The following is a 16,514-nucleotide window of genomic DNA, read 5'->3' on the forward strand; positions in this document are numbered from 1 at the left end:
GCGCTTCGGGCATTGTATGCGACAAGCGGCTGGATAGACCGCCGTTCGTTTTGCCTTCACGTACAGATCAAAGGACTCCCATGATCACCAAATGTCTGTTTCCGGCAGCCGGCTATGGCACTCGTTTTCTCCCTGCGACCAAGGCCATGCCCAAGGAAATGCTGCCCATTGTGAACAAGCCGCTGGTGCAGTACGCCGTGGAGGAAGCTCTGGAGGCGGGCCTGCATCAGATCGGGATCGTCACCGGTCGTGGCAAGCGCTCGCTGGAAGACCATTTCGACATCAGCTACGAGCTGGAAAGCCAGATCAAGAACACCGACAAGGAAAAGTACCTGGTCGGCATTCGCAAGCTGATCGACAACTGCACCTTCTCCTACACCCGTCAGGTGGAAATGAAGGGCCTGGGCCACGCCATCCTGACCGGCCGCCCGCTGATCGGTGACGAGCCCTTCGCCGTGGTGCTGGCGGACGACCTTTGCCTGAACCTGGACGGCGACAGCGTCCTCAAGCAGATGGTCAAGCTGTACAACCAGTTCCGTTGCTCGATCGTGGCCATCCAGGAAGTCCCGGCCAACGAGACCAACAAGTACGGCGTGATCGCCGGCGAGATGATCCGCGACGACATCTACCGCGTGAACAACATGGTCGAGAAGCCCAAGCCGGAAGATGCCCCTTCCAACCTGGCGATCATCGGCCGCTACATCCTGACCCCGGACATCTTCGACCTGATCGAGCAGACCGAGCCGGGCAAGGGTGGCGAGATCCAGATCACCGACGCCCTGATGAAGCAGGCCCAGGACGGTTGCGTACTGGCCTACAAATTCAAGGGTCAGCGTTTCGACTGCGGCAGCGCGGAAGGCTTCGTCGAAGCCACCAACTTCTGCTTCGAGCATCTGTACAAGGCACTGTAAGACGCCCTGTGCACTGGACCAGGCCACCTGCGGGTGGCCTTGTCGTTTCTGGCGGTTGGCCATCCGCGCCGCTGTCCGGGGTGGCCTTGCGTTATGCTGGCGCCAGCAGCTGCAGAGAGAGAGCTCCATGACGACCTTTGATTTCGAACTCTTCGTGATAGGCGCCGGTTCGGGCGGCGTGCGCGCGGCGCGTTTCGCCGCCGACTTCGGGGCCCGGGTGGCAGTCGCGGAAAGCCGCTACCTCGGCGGCACCTGCGTCAACGTGGGCTGCATGCCCAAGAAATACTTCATCTACGGTGCCTCCTTTCGTGACGAATTCCGCCAGGCCCGTGGCTATGGCTGGGACGCCGAGGTCCCGGCCTTCGACTGGAATACCCTGGTCGCCAGCAAGGACCACGAGATCCGCCGGCTGAACGGCATCTACCGGGCCTTGCTGGTCAACAGCGGGGTTACCCTGCTGGAAGCCCATGCCCGCATCCTCGATCCCCATACCGTTGAGGTTGAAGGCCAGCGCTATCGCTGCGAACGCATCCTCATCGCCACGGGTGGCTGGCCGGACGTGCCGGACTTCCCCGGGCGTGAGCACGCCATCACCTCCAACGAGGCCTTCTACCTGCCGGAGCTGCCCAAGCGGGTGGTGGTGGTGGGGGGCGGCTACATCGCCGTGGAATTCGCCTCGATCTTCCAGGGCCTGGGCGCCCGCACCACGCTGCTGTATCGCCGCGAGCTGTTCCTGCGCGGCTTCGACCAGGGCGTGCGCGAGCACCTGCGCGACGAGATGCTCAAACGTGGCCATGACCTGCAGTTCAATGCCGACGTGGCGCGGATCGACAAGGCCGCCGATGGCAGCCTGCAGGTGACGCTCAAGGATGATCGGGTGCTGGAAGCCGATTGCGTGTTCTATGCCACCGGCCGCCGACCGATGCTGGATGACCTGGGGCTGGAAAACACCGGGGTCGCCCTGGATGCGCGGGGCTTCATCGAGGTCGGCGAGACCTTCCAGACCACCGAGCCGTCGATCTACGCCATCGGCGACGTCATCGGCCGGGTGCAACTGACCCCGGTGGCCCTGGCCGAGGGCATGACCCTGGCGCGGCACCTGTTCAATCCGGACAGCTATCGCCCGTTGAACTACGACCTGATCGCCAGTGCGGTCTTCAGCCTGCCCAACCTGGCCAGCATCGGCCTGAGCGAGGAAGAGGCCCGCGAACGTGGCCATCGGTTGAAGATCTTCCAGAGCAGCTTCCGGCCGACCAAGCTCAGCCTGACCGATGTCCAGGAGCGCACCCTGATGAAGCTGGTGGTGGATGCCGACAGCGATCAGGTACTGGGCTGCCACATGGTGGGACCGGATGCCGGCGAGCAGATCCAGTGCCTGGCCATTGCCCTCAAGGCCGGGGCGACCAAGGCTTGCTTCGACGACACCCTGGGCATCCATCCCACGGCTGCGGAAGAGTGGGTCACCATGCGCAAACCGGTTCGCGAGGACGAGGCGCGCTGATCGGGCGCCTCGCCACTGCGGGCATCACTTGGGTAGCGGCGCTACCACGGGTGTGACAGGCACTACCGCCTCACGCTTGGCGTAGCGCTGGGCCAGTATCGCGCAGACCATCAGCTGGATCTGGTGGAACAGCATGATGGGCAGCAGCACCGGCCCCATGGTGCTGCCGGCGAACAGCACCTTGGCCATGGGCACCCCCGTGGCCAGGCTCTTCTTGGAGCCGCAGAAGACCACGGTGATCTCGTCTTCCTTGCTCATGCCCAGCAGCCGCGCGCTGTAGCGCGTGGCCAGCAGCACCAGGGTCAGCAGGGTGGCGCAGATGAACACCAGGCCCACCAGCGACAGGATCGGTGTCTCGCGCCACAGGCCTTCGATCACCGCGGCGCTGAAGGCGGTGTAGACCACCAGCAGGATGGACCCCTGGTCGACGAACTTGAGCTTGCCCTTGTGGCGATCGACCCAGTGGCCGATCACCGGGCGCAGCAGCTGGCCGGCAACAAAGGGCAGCAGCAGCTGGACGCATATCTTGACGATGGCGTCGAGGGTGCTCTGGCCGTCCGAGCCGCCATGGGCGTCGAGCAGCAGCCGTACCAGGAGCGGGGTGAGGAAGATGCCGAGCAGGCTGGACAGCGACGCACTGCAGACCGCCGCCGAGACATTGCCGCGAGCCATGGAGACGAAGGCGATGGACGACTGCACGGTGGCGGGCAGGGCGCACATGAACAGCACGCCAAGATAGAGCTCCGGTGTCACCAGGGGCGCCAGCAGCGGCTGCAGCGCCCAGCCAAGCAACGGAAAGCTGACGAAGGTGAAGGCGAACACCAGCAGGTGCAGCCGCCAGTGGGTGATGCCGGCCACCAGCGCCTGGCGCGACAGCTTGGCGCCATGCAGGAAGAACAGCAGGCCGATGGCGATGTTGGTCACCACGTTGGCGACCTGGGCAGCGAGGCCCCGGCAGGGCAGCACGCTGGCCAGGATTACCGTGGCAACCAGCAGCAGGGTGAAGTTGTCGGGCATTAGGCGGGGACGAGCCATGGTCTCTCTCGGGTTGTCTGTGGATGGCTTCAAGGCTATCGTCTCCTGACCTAACCGACTAACGCGAAAAGCCCCAATGATGTCGTCAAACGGACAGTCTGCGGTCGAACGTCCCGTTCCCGCGCTCGCCCACCTGCCCCGGCGGCTCTATGCCCGCGTCGAGTCCCTGGCGCAACCGGCCTGGACACCCTGGCACCGACATCCCTGGGGGCAACTGTCCTATGCCATCCGGGGGGTGCTCACGGTGACCACCGCTGAGGGCAGCTACGTCGCGCCGCCGCAGCGGGCGGTGTGGATCGCCGCCGATGTGGAGCACCAGGTGCGTTCCTCGCCGCAGGCGGAGATGCGCAGTCTCTATGTGAGCGCCGAGGCAGCGCCCTATGTCGGCGAGCGCTGTCGCGTGGTGGCGGTCAGCCCCCTGATCCGCGAGCTGATCAAGATCTTCAGTGGCTTCGCCCGGGAATATGACGAGGATGGCGCCGAGGGCAGGCTGGTGTCGGTGATGCTCGATCAGCTGCAGGCGGCGCCCGAGGTGGGGTTGTCGCTGCCGGCGCCCCAGGATGGCCGGCTGCGGCTGCTGTGCGAGGCCCTGGCGGCCAATCCGTCGGACGACCGTACCCTGGCGCAATGGTCGGGGGTGCTGGGGGCGTCGGAAAAGACCCTGAGTCGTGCCTTCCTGCGGGATACCGAGCTGACCTTCAGGACCTGGCGCCAGCGGTTGCGGCTGATCAGCGCCCTTGAGCGCCTGGAGCAGGGCGCCGCGGTGACCGAGGTGGCGCTGGATTGCGGCTACAACTCGCCATCGGCCTTCATCGCGGCCTTTCGCCGCCAGTTCGGCGCGACGCCCGGGGCCTTCGCCCTGGGCGTCTAACCGTCAGGCGGTGGCGCCGAGCAGGCTCAGGTAGTCACCGAAGCCGCCGCGAGCCCGGCAGTCCAGCCGTGAGCTGGTGCGCACCCGCACGCTGTTGCTCCAGGCGATACGCGCGCCCTGGGTCTTGAGCGCGGTGACCAGGGTGACGTCCTCGTCCACGGTCATGGAGGGAAAGCCCCCGGCGCGCAGGTAGGCCGCCGCCGAGATGCCAAAGTTGGCGCCGTGGATGTGCTGATGGCCTTCACGATCGTGATAGGCCGCCTCATAGCGCGCTCTCAGACCGGGGGAATGCGGGGCCCAGTCGTCCACCTCGACCACACCGCAGACGGCATCGGCGCCGTAGGCGAGTTGGGCGGCAAACCAGTCCGGCGCCACCTCGGAGTCGGCATCGGTGCAGGCCAGCCAGCGCGCGCCCCGCTGGATCAGGTGGGCCGCGCCGGTCGCCCGGGTCAGGCCGACGTTGCAGGCCCAGACCTCCAGTGCGGTTACCGGCAGGCGACGAACGATGTCGGCGGTGCCGTCGGTGCAGCTGTCCAGCACGATGACGATCTCGACGGTCTCACCCAGCAGGGCCGGATGCCGCGCGGCGCGCAGCACCGATTGCAGACAGCGTTCGACGTGTTGCTCTTCGTTATGAGCGGGTATCACGGCACCTATCATAGAAGCTGCTCCCGGCGGGCGACGGAGGTGGGATCGGAAGACCAGAGGGTGAGGACGAAATCGGCTTCTTCGAGCTGGCTCAGGCGATGCAGGCCGGGCAGGGCGGCCATGCGTGCGTGGACCTGGTCGCCGGTCAGGGCGCAGCCGTCGATGGGGTGGCGCCAGTGGCAGCCGAGCAGCACCCCGCCGGGCAACAGGGCGCTGTGGGCGCGATCCAGCAGGGCATCCAGGCCGCGCTCACCGAGGTAGTAGCCGATCTCGCTGATGACGATGAGATCGAAGGCGCCCGCGGGCCAGGCGTCCGGCAAAAGCGCGTGCCGTACCTCGACGTGGGGCTGGTCGGCCAGGCGCTCGCTGGCAGTGGCGACCACCGAGGCATTGCCGTCGCTGACCAGCAGCCGTTCGCAGCGTTCGGCCAGGCGCCGGGACAGTTCACCGGTGGAGCAGCCTGGCTCATAGCCGTGCGTGTAGCGGCGATGCGGCAGCACGGCCAGGGTCAGATCGCGCTTGCGCGCCTCGTACCAGCGATGGCGGTAGTCCCAGGGGTCTTCGCTGTTGGCGTAGAGCGAGTCGAAATAGCTCATGGAGACAGTCACGTCAGATAGACCTCCCAGGCACGGGTAAGACGGGCAACCACCGCAGGCGGCAGGATCGGCCCCTGTCCCGTGCTGGCGTCCTCGGTCAGCTGACTGCCAAAGGCGCTGACCGCACGCTTCTTCAGCGCGAGGACATCTTCTTCCAGATCCAGGCGCCGCGCCCGGTCCCAGGGCACGCGCGGATCACCGGGGGCGGCCCAGTGCCAGGTCCAGACCGGCACCTCGATGCAGCGAGCCCCGCGCAAACGGCAGGCTTCCACCGCCGCACGCCCGGTCGCCTCGTGATCGGGATGGCCATCCAGCCGCCAGGTGGCGAAGACCACGTCCTCGGGAGTGATGAACTCCAGCAGGCGCTGTTGCAGGGCGTCTTCCTGCTCGCTGACCTGACCGTCCGGGATCGCCAGGCGCGTCACGGTGGCGCGTTCCAGGCGCAGCCGGCGCAGGGCTTCGCGGGTTTCCAGCGGGCGGGTATTGCGCAGGCGGCTGGCGGGCCAGAGGGTGGACTGCGGATGGCTGCCATCGCCATCGGTGACCGCCACCAGCGCCAACCGGCGCCCCAGTTCGCCCAGCAGGCAGAGCAGGCCGCCGCAACCGAGGATTTCGTCGTCCGGGTGAGGGGCGACCACCACGGCGCGATGTCCCGGCGGAACCAGTTGCGCGGCTTCGATGGCCGGCATCTCGCCAAAGCCTGACCACTGCAGCCACGCCTCGGGCGGGGTGCCGAGTCCCTGAATCTGACGATCGCCTACAGTTGCCAAGGGGCACCCTCCAGCAGATTGAGGTCACCCAGTACCGCCAGATCACGTTCGGCGTGACTCTGGCGCAGGTAGACGGGAAGGTCCGCCATGTGGCGGGCGCAATAGGCGTCACGGCACAGCGGCGCGGCGCCGAAGGCGCGGCCGGTATGGCGGATGACGATTTCGGCGCACTGCTCGACCAGGGCCCGCAACTGGCAGACGGGATAGCGGGCGTCCGCCTCGGGATTGAGGTCGATCCAGTGGGCGGCCTGGCGCAAGGCCGTGACGGCGCCGAGCAGGGCGGCGTCCACGTGGCCCAGGTGCGCGAGGGCATGGGGTTCGCGATGACGCTTGCAATGGGCGCGCAGGGTATCCGCCAGGGCGGTGGCTGAGCCATACCAGCAGGCGGCGATGCCGCCGCCGCCATGCCAGAAGCCGGGACGGTGCAGGTACCGACCGGGAGCCCCGACCAGCACGCCGGCGGCGCCATCGAAGAGCACATCGACGCTACCCGTGTGCTGCATGCCGATGGCGCGCCAGCCGTCCTGGGTGACCTCGACGCCGGGTTGCTTCATTTCCACCGCCACCAGCATCGGATGGTCGTCCATCCAGGCGGTGACCAGGGCATGGCTGACCAGGGCGGCGCCGGAGCACCAGGACTTGCGGCCGTGCAGGGTGACCATGCCGTCGGCGCTGTAGCGCACCAGCAGGCGGGCGTCCGGCGGCTCGGCAGCCCAGACGCCCCAGAGGCTTTCAGGCGGTACGTAGCCATCCAGTTCGCTCAGGATGGCCAGGGCATCGGTATGGCCCTCGTACAGCTTGACCAGGCCCAGATCATGATGGGCTACCTGGGCCAAAGCGCGCCAACGATCCAGGGTCTGACCCTGGCCGGGCAAGGGCAGGCGGTCGAGGCCGCGCTGATTGAGAATCTGGAGTCGGTGTTGCAGCAGTGCGGGAGTGACCTCGTCATAGGCCCACTCGTCCAGGGTGTCCTGAAGGCTATCCAGATCGATCGACATCGGCTCCATCCCGTGGCTGGCGACGGCGCTGTCCACGACAGCGCTCGTTAGTGCAGACCACGGGGAGCGATAAGGGGTTTCGCTTGGGCCCTATGCTGGCCGACGGCAGGCGTGTCGCTAGGCCACGCCCAGTCGTTTGCGCCGCGCGGCCGTGAGGCTCTGGCGCACCCCGGCATACCCGGCCCAGGGATCGTCCTTGAGCCCTTCGAGGCGTTGCAGGAGCGAATCGAAGCGCCATTGGTCGCTGCCCTGCAGGTCGGTCAGCTCGTCGCGCGCCACGGGCACCGAAACGCCGAGGTGGGGACGGGCGCGCAGGGAAAAGGCGCTCACCGTGGTGGCGCCATGGCGATTGCGCAGGTAGTCGACGAAGATCTTCCCCTGGCGATTCCGGGCGCCCATCTTGGCAGCGAAGAGCTTGGGCAGGGTGTTGGCCAGGTGCTGGGCGGCCGCCTGGGCGAAGGCCTTGACGGTGTCCCAATCCTGGCGCCTATCCAGGGGCACCACCAAGTGCAGACCGCGGCCGCCGCTGGTCTTGACGAACGCCTGGAGGTCCAGCTCGTCGAGCAGGGTCAGCACCAGCTCCGTCGCTTCCACCATGCGCGACCAGGGCAGGGCGGGATCGGGGTCGAGATCGAGGATGAAGCGGTCGGGGCGATCGATGCGGGCGGCGGTGGCATTCCAGGTATGGAGTTCCACCGTACCCATCTGGGCCGCGCCGATGAGAGCCTCGCGACTGTCGATGACCATCAGCGGTGCATGACCCGGATCCAGCTCGGGCGCCAGTTCGCGGATATGGGGGATCGCCAGGGTCTGTTTGTGCTTCTGGAAAATCTGCTCGCCGGCGATACCCTCGGGCGTACGGACCAGGGCCACGGGCCGCTCGGCCAGGTGCGGCAGGATCCAGTCGGCAACGGCGGCGTAATAGCCGGCCACGTCGAGTTTGCGCGCGCCGCTGGCCTCGTCAATGACGCGCTCGGGGTGGCTGATGCGCACTCCGGCGACGGTAGCCTCCTGCTGTCCGGCACCGGGTTTGCGCCGGGGCGGGGCGTCGGGACCTTCGGCTTCCCGTGCCGGCGCGGCCTGTTCGAGGCCGATGCCCTCGGCGGGCTTGTCGTCACGCAGGCCATGGAAGACGCCCTGACGGACGATGCGATCCTGGGTCAGCTCGGCGTAGGCAATCTCGCACAGCTGCTCGGGCCGCAACCAGGTCACCTCGCGGTAGGCGGCGCCCCTCGGCGGATCCACCACCGGCGGCTGATCGACGATCAGCGGCTGGAATCTGCCGTGCAACTGCTTGAGCAGGGCGGCGGTAAAGCCGGTGCCGACCTTGCCGGCATAGTGCAGCCGGCCCTGGTCATCGTGCAGCGCCACCAGCAGCGCGCCCAGGTGCTGGCGGCCGCCCTTGGGCGGGGTGTAGCCGACGATGACGAATTCCTGGCGATGGGCGCACTTGAGCTTGATCCAGTCCTTGTTGCGCCGGGAGCGATAGGCACTGCCCAGGCGCTTGCCGATCACCCCTTCGAGGCCCAGTTCGCAGGCGCTGGCCAGGATGCGATCGGCCGGTACCTCGAAGGCGGCGGAAAAGCGCAGCAGGTCGCTGTCGTTGCCTTGCTCCAGCAGCTTGCCGAGCAGCTCGCGGCGCTGCTCGACCGGTACCTCGCGCAGATCCGCGCCATTGAGATAGGGCAGGTCGAACAGGTAATAGGCGATGCGGGTCGCCCTGCCGGTCTCGAAGGCATTCTGCAGCGCCTGAAAGCTGGAGATGCCCTGGGCATCGTTGACCACGATCTCGCCGTCCAGCCAGGCGTTTTCCAGGCCAAGGGCCGCCAGTGCCCTGGCCTGCTCGGGCAGACGTTCGGTCCAGTCGTTGCCGCTGCGGGTGAAGAGGCGCACCTCACCGTCCTCGATATGGGCGAGCAACCGATAGCCGTCGTATTTCACCTCGTACAGCCAGTCGCCGGCCGGCGGACTGTCGACCAGGGTCGCCAGTTGCGCCTCCAGGGTCTCGGGCAGCTTGGCCTTGCGTGCCTTGGCCTGGCGCGCCGGCGCCTTGGCTGCCTTCGGTTGGCTAGCGGTTTTGCCCTTGGACTTGGCCTTGGGCTGCGCCAGCCGCGGCAGAGTCTTGTCGCTCAGCACGCTGTCGGGTTCGGCCGCGGTCACCTCGTAGTCGGCGCTGTCGCGGGCTTCAGCGTCGCGCTCCTTGATCAGCAACCACTGCGGCTTGTCGCCATGGCCCTGCAGCCGGGTGCGTACCAGGGTCCAGTGGCCGCGGAGCTTTTCGCCGCGGAGTTCGAACTTGAGCTTGCCAGCGGCATAGGCTTCGGCCGCATCGCCCTCCGCCTGCCACTCGCCGCGGTCCCAGACGATGACATCGCCCGCGCCGTACTGGCCTTCGGGAATGCTGCCTTCGAAGCTGCCGTAGGCGAGCGGATGATCTTCCACCTGTACCGCCAGACGTTTTTCACCGGGATCCAGGCTGGGACCCTTGGGCACCGCCCAGCTCTTCAGGGTGCCGTCCAGCTCCAGACGGAAGTCATAGTGCAGGCGACGGGCATCGTGCTTCTGGATGACGAAACTCAGGGCGCCCCTGGCCTTGCGCCGGCGCGGACTGTCCTCGTCCCGCGGCTCGGCGGTGATGTCGAAGTTGCGCTTGCGGTTGTATTCGCTGGGCGGGCTGGCCATGGCGGCGGTCCTCACTTGGCCTTGCGGGTACGGCTGGCGGCAGGGCTACGGCGGCTGGTCGAACGACCGGTACCCTTGGGCTTGGGCGCCTCCTTGGCCTTGTCCTGCTTGCCGCCCAGGCTGCGGCGCAGCAATTCGGTGAGGTCGATGACGTCGGCACCGCTGTCCTCGGTTTCGGGCTCCTCGGCGACGGCTTCCAGCTTGCCGTCCTTGAGCTTGCGTTCGACCAGGGCCATGACGTTGTCCTTGAAGGTGTCGTGGTACTGCTCCGGATCCCATTGCTCGGTCATCTCGTCCACCAGCCGCTGGGCCATGTCCACTTCCTTCTTGGTGACCTTGGCGTCCAGCCCTTCGAGCCCGACGTCTTCCGCGGAGCGGACCTCGTCGGCCCAGCGCAGGGTGTTGAGCACCAGGGCATCGCCCAGCGGCATGATCACCGCCAGGTGCTGCTTGGAGTGCATTACCAGGTTGGCCACGCCCACCTTGCCGGCGGCGCTCAGGGTGTCGCGGAGCAGGGCATAGACCTTTTCGCCGTTCTTGTCCGGCGCCAGGTAGTAGGGCTTCTCGAAGTGCAGGATGGAGATCTCCCGCGCCTCGACGAAGGTGAGGATGTCGATGGTGCGAGTGGCCTCGGGCAGCGCGTTGTGGATCTCGTCCTCGCTGAGCACCACGTACTTGCCCTTGCCATGTTCGACGCCCTTGACGATGTGTTCGCTGGGCACCTCCTTGCCGGTGGTCTTGTTGATCCGCTTGTAGCCCACCGGATCGAGACTGCGTTCGTCCAGCCAGTCAAAGTCGATGCCCGATTGCCGGGTCGCCGAGACGACCGAAACGGGGATGTGCACCAGGCCGAAGCTGACGGCGCCTTTCCAGATCGAGCGGGGCATGGGCGTTCTCCTCTTGGGTGTCCCCTATGGATAGGCCGGCGATCCATCGGGTTCCGCCCTGGGGAACCCCGCTCCGCTGTTGGGTTCTACCCCCGGAACGACGTTTTTGCCGTCGCAGGTGCAGGGTAGAGAGGAGCAGGGCGTGGACAGTGTCGATCAAGAAGTTTTGCGCAAGACCCTGGCCTGGCGACGGCAGGGACAGGGCGTCAGCCTGTTCACCGTGGTCCAGACCTGGGGCAGTTCGCCCCGGCCGCCGGGCGCCATGCTGGCCCTGCGCGACGATGGCCAGGTCTGTGGCTCCGTGTCCGGTGGCTGCATCGAGGACGATCTGATCGCCCGACTGCACGCCGGCCAGTTCGCCGGGAAGCGCCCGGAGATCATCACCTACGGCGTCTCCGGCGACGAAGCCGCGCGTTTCGGGCTGCCCTGCGGCGGTACCCTGCGTCTGGTCCAGGAGCAGGTCGGTGACTGTTGTTGGGTCGAGCAGTTGCTGCAATGCTGCGACGGCCACGAACTGGCCTTGCGTGAGCTGGACCTGGCGACCGGCGAGGTGCGGATTTCCAGCACCACCCACGATGCGCCGGTCACCCTGGACGAGCAGCGGCTGCGCCTGGTCCATGGACCGCGTTGGCGCCTGCTGCTCATCGGTGCCGGTCAGCTATCGCTCTATGTCGCCGACATGGCGGCCATGCTCGATTTCGAGGTGCTGGTCTGCGATCCCCGCGAGGAATTCCGTCAGGGCTGGGAGACGCGCCAGGCGCGTTTCATCTCCGGCATGCCGGACGATGCCGTGCTGTCGATCCGCCCGGACGAACGCACCGCGGTGGTAGCCCTGACCCACGATCCGCGCCTGGATGACCTGGCCCTGCTGACGGCGCTGCAGTCCGACGCCTTCTACGTCGGCGCCCTGGGCTCACTGCGCAACAATGACCGGCGGCGGGAGCGGCTGCTGCAGCTGGACCTGCCGGTCGCAGCGATCAATCGCCTGCATGGCCCCATCGGCCTGCATATCGGCAGTCACACCCCACCGGAAATCGCCCTGTCGCTGCTGGCAGAGGTGGTCGCCGTCAAGAACGGCATCGCTCTGACCCAGAAGAAGCGCGCCCTGGTGGCGGTGGAGCAGGTCGCCTAGGGATGGCCCCGGTTCAGGTGCTGATCCTCGCGGCGGGTGCCGGGAGTCGCTTCCGCGCCGCCGGCGGTGGCGACAAGCTGCAGGCCGCCTTGCCCGGACCGGCCGAGCTGACGGTGTTGCAGGCGACCTTTCGACTGTGGCGAGGCCTGGGTCTACCGTGCCTGGCAGTGGTTTCGGACAGCGCTCCCTGGCGCGCCGAGCTGGCGCAACAGGAAGGCCTGGCAGTGCTGAGCCTGCCCACCACCGGCATGGGCGACAGCCTGGCCGCCGCGGTGCAAGCGACGTCCGGTGCGTCCGGTTGGCTGGTAACCCTGGGCGATATGCCCTTCGTACAGCCCGCGACGGCCCGGCAGTTGCTGGACCTGCATCATCCCGAACGTATCATCATCCCGACCTGCCAGGGCAGGCGTGGTCATCCCGTGCTCTTTGGTCGGAATTTTGCTGCTGCGCTGGGCGAACTCGAGGGGGACGAGGGAGCGAAACGGCTCCTGCGCGAGGGTTCGGTGCTAGAGCGGGAGGTCGCGGACGCCGGTATCCACCACGACATCGATACGCCCGCCGACCTGGAAAATACCGGGCAGGTAGCCCCAGAACTTCCCCAATTCGCCGCTCTTCCAAGGGAGGAGCACCGCTTTTGGGGACACGCACTCATGAACACCATCGAGTCCATGCTGGACTATCTCAAGACCCGCGAACTGCAACTCACCACGGCCGAATCCTGCACGGCCGGCAAGGTCGTGGGGCTGCTGTCGGAGATACCCGGCAGCGGCGGCTGCATCGAATCGGGTTACGTCGTCTATTCCCCCGAAGCCAAGCAGCGTCTCCTGGGCGTCAGGCCGGAGACCATCGAGCGTCATAACCTCACCAGCGAAGAAGTGGCGCGGGAGATGGCCGCCGGTGCCCTGTGTGACAGTCCGGCTCAGGTGGCCATCGCCAATACCGGGCTGGCCGGGCCCGGCGGAGCGGACGGCATTCCCCAGGGAACCGTCTGCTTCGCCTGGGGCTACCGGGTTGGCGATGACATCGTGCTTTATTCCGAAACCCGGCACTTCCCCGGCGATCGCGAGGCCGTGCAACTGGCGGCGGCCCGTCATAGCCTCGGCGCGGTGGTGCCCTATCATCAACGTCTCGAACGCGAATCAGAGGAGAACGCCCGATGACCGAAGCCCTTCAGCGCGACATCATCCAGGCCCTGCAGGTACCCGAATATTTCGATCCGGCCGCGGAAGCGGAGCGTCGTATCCAGTTCCTCAAGGACTATCTGCTCGGCAGCCGCCAGGAGAGCTATGTGCTGGGCATCAGTGGCGGCGTGGATTCCTCCACCGCGGGTCGACTCGCCCAACTGGCGGTGGAACGGGCGCGCGAGGAAAGTGGCAATGCCCGCCTGAGATTCATTGCCATGCGGCTGCCCTATGGCGTGCAGCGCGATGAGGCGGATGCCCAGCGCGCCCTGCAATTCATCCAGCCCGACGAGACCCATACCGTCAATATCAAGCCCGCCAGCGACGCGATGCTCGCCTCGGTGCGCGAAGCCCGGGTGGCCTTCGATGACGAACTCCATGAAGACTTTACCCTGGGCAACATCAAGGCGCGCCAGCGCATGATCGCCCAGTACGCCGTAGCCGGCGCACGTCGGGGCCTGGTGATAGGCACCGATCATGCGGCGGAAGCGCTGATGGGCTTCTATACCAAGTTCGGCGATGGCGCCTGTGACCTGACTCCTTTGCACGGGCTCAACAAGCGGCGGGTTAGGGCGGTGGCCGAGTGGCTAGGCGCACCGAACGAATTGGTGCACAAGGTGCCGACCGCCGATCTGGAATCCCTGTCGCCTGGCAAGGCCGATGAAGATGCCTTCGGCATCACCTATGCCGAGATCGACGATTTCCTGGAAGGCAAGGCAGTAAGCCCGGCGACCCTGGAGATCATTCTCAATACCTACCGGCGTAGCGCCCACAAGCGCGATCTGCCCTATACGCCTTTCCATTGAAATCATAGGGTTGCGAGTACTTATTTAGGTGATTTCCCGAATAGTAGCCCTAGTACGATTGCCATCCCGGTGTGTGCTGCGCTGCTATTCGACTAACTCCAGGGCGTTCGGTGTTGGGTTAGATATCGATTCATATATTTGACCTAAGCGGATGATATTTCAGGATTTTTACTGATTTTCTGCGCCTGCCGGTCATTGAGATTTGGCTGAACTTTTGCGCGCCGTCGGTGCTCAGACTCTTTCAGACACACCCGCGTGAGTGCTTCCGGTTGCAGTAGAGTCGCGGCTGTCTGGAGCGGCGTCCTCATGGACGTCGCTGCGGGTTACCGACTCCCTTCAGGGGTTCGGCCAGCCGGGCCTCTTTGGCGGTAAGCCAAGCAGTAGCGGGTTCATGACCAAGGTCGCAGCGCTAGCGCGTTGCGGCCTTTCACGCGTCCCAAGATGGAGTCAGGCTCGATGTCGAACACCGATCTCCCCGGTTCTTTTTCCACCCTTTCCCTTGATCCCGCTACCGCTGCCCAGACCCCGCGCATCGCCATAGAGGCGGTCACGCCGGCCGTGGACAATGGCCAGTTTCCCGCCAAGGGCATCGCCGGGCGGGTGGTCGAAGTGACCGCCAAGATCTTCGCCGATGGCCACGACAAGCTGGCTGCCAGTGTGCTCTGGCGTCAGGAGGGCGAAGAGAACTGGCAACAGACCCCGCTGACGCTCGAGACCAATGACCTCTGGCGTGGACGCTTCACGCCGCCAGCCGTGGGCCGCTATGAATTCGTGGTCCAGGCCTGGTGGGATGTCTGGGGCACCTACCGCTACGAGATCGAGAAGAAGTACGCCGCGGGCGTCGGGCTGAACTTGGAATTGCAGGAAGGCCGTCTCCACGTCGAGCAGGCGCTGTCCCGCGCCGAAGGCGAGCAGCGCGGCCCGCTCGAGGCTCTGCTGCAGCGCCTGGACCAGGCCGGTAGCGAAGGTGACAAGGTCGCCGTGCTGCTGGCGGGCGAGGCGAGCCAGGCCATGACCCCGGTGGACGCCTATGCCCACCTGACCCATAGCATCGAATATCCGCTGGACATCGAGCGCCTGCGCGCCGAATTCGCCAGCTGGTACGAACTCTTTCCCCGTTCCATCACCGATGATCCCCATCGCCATGGCACCTTCCGCAACGTGATCGGCGAATTGCCGCGCGTGCGCGACATGGGCTTCGATGTGCTGTACTTCCCGCCGATCCATCCGATCGGCCTGGCCCATCGCAAGGGCAAGAACAACACCCTGGGCGCCGGCGCCGATCAGCCGGGCAGCCCCTATGCCATCGGCAGCCCGGACGGTGGTCACGATGCCGTGCATCCCGAGCTGGGTACCCTGGACGACTTCCGTGCCCTGGTGGCCGCCGCCGCCGATCACGGCCTGGAGATCGCCCTGGACTTCGCCATCCAGTGCTCGCCCGACCATCCGTGGCTCAAGGAGCATCCGGGCTGGTTCTCCTGGCGCCCGGACGGCTCCATGCGCTACGCGGAGAATCCGCCGAAGAAGTACCAGGACATCGTCAACGTGGACTTCTATGCCCAGGACGCCGTGCCGGATCTGTGGCTGGTGTTGCGTGATGTGGTCTGGCACTGGGTGGAGCAGGGCGTGAAGATCTTCCGCGTCGACAACCCCCACACCAAGCCGCTGCCCTTCTGGGAGTGGCTGATCGCCGATATCCGCGGCCGCGACGCCGACGTCATGTTCCTCGCCGAGGCCTTCACCAAGCCGGCGATGATGGCGCGCCTGGGCAAGGTGGGCTACAGCCAGAGCTACACCTACTTCACCTGGCGTAACACCAAGGCCGAGCTGACCGAGTATTTCACCGAGCTCAACGAAGCGCCCCTGCGCGACTGCTACCGGCCGAATTTCTTCGTCAACACGCCGGACATCAACCCGGCCTTCCTGCAGACCAGTGGCCGCCCCGGTTTCCTGATCCGCGCGGCACTGGCCACCATGGGCTCCGGCCTCTGGGGCATGTACGCAGGCTTCGAGCTCTGCGAGGGCGCGCCGCTCACGCCGGGCAAGGAGGAGTACCTGGATTCGGAGAAATACGAGCTGCGGCCGCGCGACTTCTATGCGCCGGGCAACATCATGGGCGAGATCGCCCAGCTCAATCGCATCCGCCGGCAGAACCCCGCGCTGCAAACCCATCTGGGCCTGAAGGCCTATACCTGCTGGAACGACCAGATCCTCTACTTCGGCAAGCGCACCGACGATCTGGGCAACTTCATCCTGGTGGCGATCAACCTGGATCCCTTCAATGCCCAGGAGGGCCACTTCGAATTGCCGCTGTGGGAGCTGGGCCTCGACGATCACGCCACCACCTACGGCGAAGACCTGATGACCGGGCACCGCTGGGCCTGGCACGGCAAGACTCAGTGGACACGGCTGGAGCCGTCGATGCCCTTCGGCATCTGGCGCATCCAGGCGGGCCACTAGCGATACCTCGGGCGGAGCGCGCCAGGCACTCGGGGA

General features: G+C 66.3%; 14 protein-coding genes and 1 pseudogene. 8 read left to right on the forward strand and 7 right to left on the reverse strand.

The features are described from left to right. The first annotated feature begins 80 nt into the window (after positions 1–80). Both galU and gorA read left to right on the forward strand, forming a co-directional pair. The gene (gene galU, locus OMP44_RS08005) at positions 81–911 is read left to right on the forward strand and encodes a UTP--glucose-1-phosphate uridylyltransferase GalU (RefSeq protein ID WP_133861817.1); all 831 of its coding nucleotides are present in this window, start codon (positions 81–83) and stop codon (positions 909–911) included. Positions 912–1,038: 127 nt separating this feature from the next. Further along, entirely contained in the window at positions 1,039–2,412 is a 1,374-nt protein-coding gene (gene gorA, locus OMP44_RS08010) for a glutathione-disulfide reductase (RefSeq protein WP_280307284.1), read from the forward strand. Between the two features lie 24 nt (positions 2,413–2,436). Here gorA and OMP44_RS08015 read toward each other — a convergent pair whose 3' ends face one another. Beyond that, on the reverse strand, positions 2,437–3,447 hold the full coding sequence (locus OMP44_RS08015) for a bile acid:sodium symporter family protein (protein WP_280307285.1): 1,011 nt from the start codon (positions 3,445–3,447) through the stop codon (positions 2,437–2,439). Positions 3,448–3,523: 76 nt separating this feature from the next. Here OMP44_RS08015 and OMP44_RS08020 point away from each other — a divergent pair, with 76 nt between their 5' ends. After that, a complete protein-coding gene (locus OMP44_RS08020; protein WP_273861628.1) occupies positions 3,524–4,318 on the forward strand; it encodes an AraC family transcriptional regulator in 795 nt (264 codons plus the stop codon). Between the two features lie 3 nt (positions 4,319–4,321). Here OMP44_RS08020 and OMP44_RS08025 read toward each other — a convergent pair whose 3' ends face one another. The 6 genes from OMP44_RS08025 to ku form a co-directional block, all read right to left on the reverse strand. Next, positions 4,322–4,978, reverse strand: a complete 657-nt coding sequence (locus tag OMP44_RS08025; protein ID WP_133861813.1) for a glycosyltransferase family 2 protein — start codon at positions 4,976–4,978, stop codon at positions 4,322–4,324. Next, positions 4,975–5,562: a class I SAM-dependent methyltransferase gene (locus tag OMP44_RS08030; RefSeq protein ID WP_280307286.1), complete on the reverse strand. Its 588-nt coding sequence runs from the start codon at positions 5,560–5,562 to the stop codon at positions 4,975–4,977. The genes OMP44_RS08025 and OMP44_RS08030 overlap by 4 nt, the downstream gene beginning before the upstream one ends. An 8-nt stretch (positions 5,563–5,570) precedes the next feature. After that, positions 5,571–6,332: a PIG-L deacetylase family protein gene (locus OMP44_RS08035; RefSeq protein ID WP_280307287.1), complete on the reverse strand. Its 762-nt coding sequence runs from the start codon at positions 6,330–6,332 to the stop codon at positions 5,571–5,573. Beyond that, positions 6,320–7,330: an acyl-CoA dehydrogenase gene (locus OMP44_RS08040; protein WP_405046470.1), complete on the reverse strand. Its 1,011-nt coding sequence runs from the start codon at positions 7,328–7,330 to the stop codon at positions 6,320–6,322. Before OMP44_RS08040 ends, OMP44_RS08035 begins: the two co-directional genes overlap by 13 nt. 117 nt (positions 7,331–7,447) lie before the next feature. Next, the gene (ligD, locus tag OMP44_RS08045) at positions 7,448–10,012 is read right to left on the reverse strand and encodes a DNA ligase D (protein WP_280307288.1); all 2,565 of its coding nucleotides are present in this window, start codon (positions 10,010–10,012) and stop codon (positions 7,448–7,450) included. Positions 10,013–10,023: 11 nt separating this feature from the next. Then, positions 10,024–10,899 (reverse strand): non-homologous end joining protein Ku, encoded by an 876-nt coding sequence (gene ku, locus OMP44_RS08050; protein WP_273861625.1) that lies wholly within the window; start codon positions 10,897–10,899, stop codon positions 10,024–10,026. Positions 10,900–11,041: 142 nt separating this feature from the next. Between ku and OMP44_RS08055 the strand changes: the two genes are divergently transcribed. The 5 genes and pseudogenes from OMP44_RS08055 (at position 11,042) to OMP44_RS08075 (ending at position 16,478) form a co-directional block, all read left to right on the forward strand. Then, a complete protein-coding gene (locus OMP44_RS08055) occupies positions 11,042–12,031 on the forward strand; it encodes an XdhC family protein (RefSeq protein ID WP_280307289.1) in 990 nt (329 codons plus the stop codon). Between the two features lie 2 nt (positions 12,032–12,033). Further along, a pseudogene (locus tag OMP44_RS08060) lies at positions 12,034–12,516 on the forward strand (nucleotidyltransferase family protein); the annotation flags it as partial. 165 nt (positions 12,517–12,681) lie between these two features. Then, positions 12,682–13,191: a CinA family protein gene (locus tag OMP44_RS08065; protein WP_273861643.1), complete on the forward strand. Its 510-nt coding sequence runs from the start codon at positions 12,682–12,684 to the stop codon at positions 13,189–13,191. After that, entirely contained in the window at positions 13,188–14,018 is an 831-nt protein-coding gene (nadE, locus tag OMP44_RS08070) for an NAD(+) synthase (protein WP_187979184.1), read from the forward strand. Before OMP44_RS08065 ends, nadE begins: the two co-directional genes overlap by 4 nt. A 456-nt stretch (positions 14,019–14,474) precedes the next feature. Further along, positions 14,475–16,478: an alpha-1,4-glucan--maltose-1-phosphate maltosyltransferase gene (locus OMP44_RS08075; protein ID WP_280307290.1), complete on the forward strand. Its 2,004-nt coding sequence runs from the start codon at positions 14,475–14,477 to the stop codon at positions 16,476–16,478. Positions 16,479–16,514 lie beyond the last annotated feature (36 nt).

Source organism: Pseudomonas flavocrustae (assembly GCF_029872515.1).
GTDB classification, from domain to species: Bacteria; Pseudomonadota; Gammaproteobacteria; order Pseudomonadales; family Pseudomonadaceae; genus Chryseomonas; species Chryseomonas aestiva.

Bases quoted from the DNA above. Each gene is read 5' to 3' on its own strand.
- gorA (WP_280307284.1), top strand. From the start codon at position 1,039: ATGACGACCTTTGATTTCGAACTCTTCGTGATAGGCGCCGGTTCGGGC.
- OMP44_RS08020 (WP_273861628.1), top strand. From the start codon at position 3,524: ATGATGTCGTCAAACGGACAGTCTGCGGTCGAACGTCCCGTTCCCGCG.
- OMP44_RS08075 (WP_280307290.1), top strand. From the start codon at position 14,475: ATGTCGAACACCGATCTCCCCGGTTCTTTTTCCACCCTTTCCCTTGAT.
- OMP44_RS08065 (WP_273861643.1), top strand. From the start codon at position 12,682: ATGAACACCATCGAGTCCATGCTGGACTATCTCAAGACCCGCGAACTG.
- OMP44_RS08030 (WP_280307286.1), bottom strand. From the start codon at position 5,562: ATGAGCTATTTCGACTCGCTCTACGCCAACAGCGAAGACCCCTGGGAC.
- OMP44_RS08015 (WP_280307285.1), bottom strand. From the start codon at position 3,447: ATGGCTCGTCCCCGCCTAATGCCCGACAACTTCACCCTGCTGCTGGTT.
- ku (WP_273861625.1), bottom strand. From the start codon at position 10,899: ATGCCCCGCTCGATCTGGAAAGGCGCCGTCAGCTTCGGCCTGGTGCAC.
- nadE (WP_187979184.1), top strand. From the start codon at position 13,188: ATGACCGAAGCCCTTCAGCGCGACATCATCCAGGCCCTGCAGGTACCC.
- OMP44_RS08040 (WP_405046470.1), bottom strand. From the start codon at position 7,330: ATGTCGATCGATCTGGATAGCCTTCAGGACACCCTGGACGAGTGGGCC.
- OMP44_RS08025 (WP_133861813.1), bottom strand. From the start codon at position 4,978: ATGATAGGTGCCGTGATACCCGCTCATAACGAAGAGCAACACGTCGAA.
- galU (WP_133861817.1), top strand. From the start codon at position 81: ATGATCACCAAATGTCTGTTTCCGGCAGCCGGCTATGGCACTCGTTTT.
- ligD (WP_280307288.1), bottom strand. From the start codon at position 10,012: ATGGCCAGCCCGCCCAGCGAATACAACCGCAAGCGCAACTTCGACATC.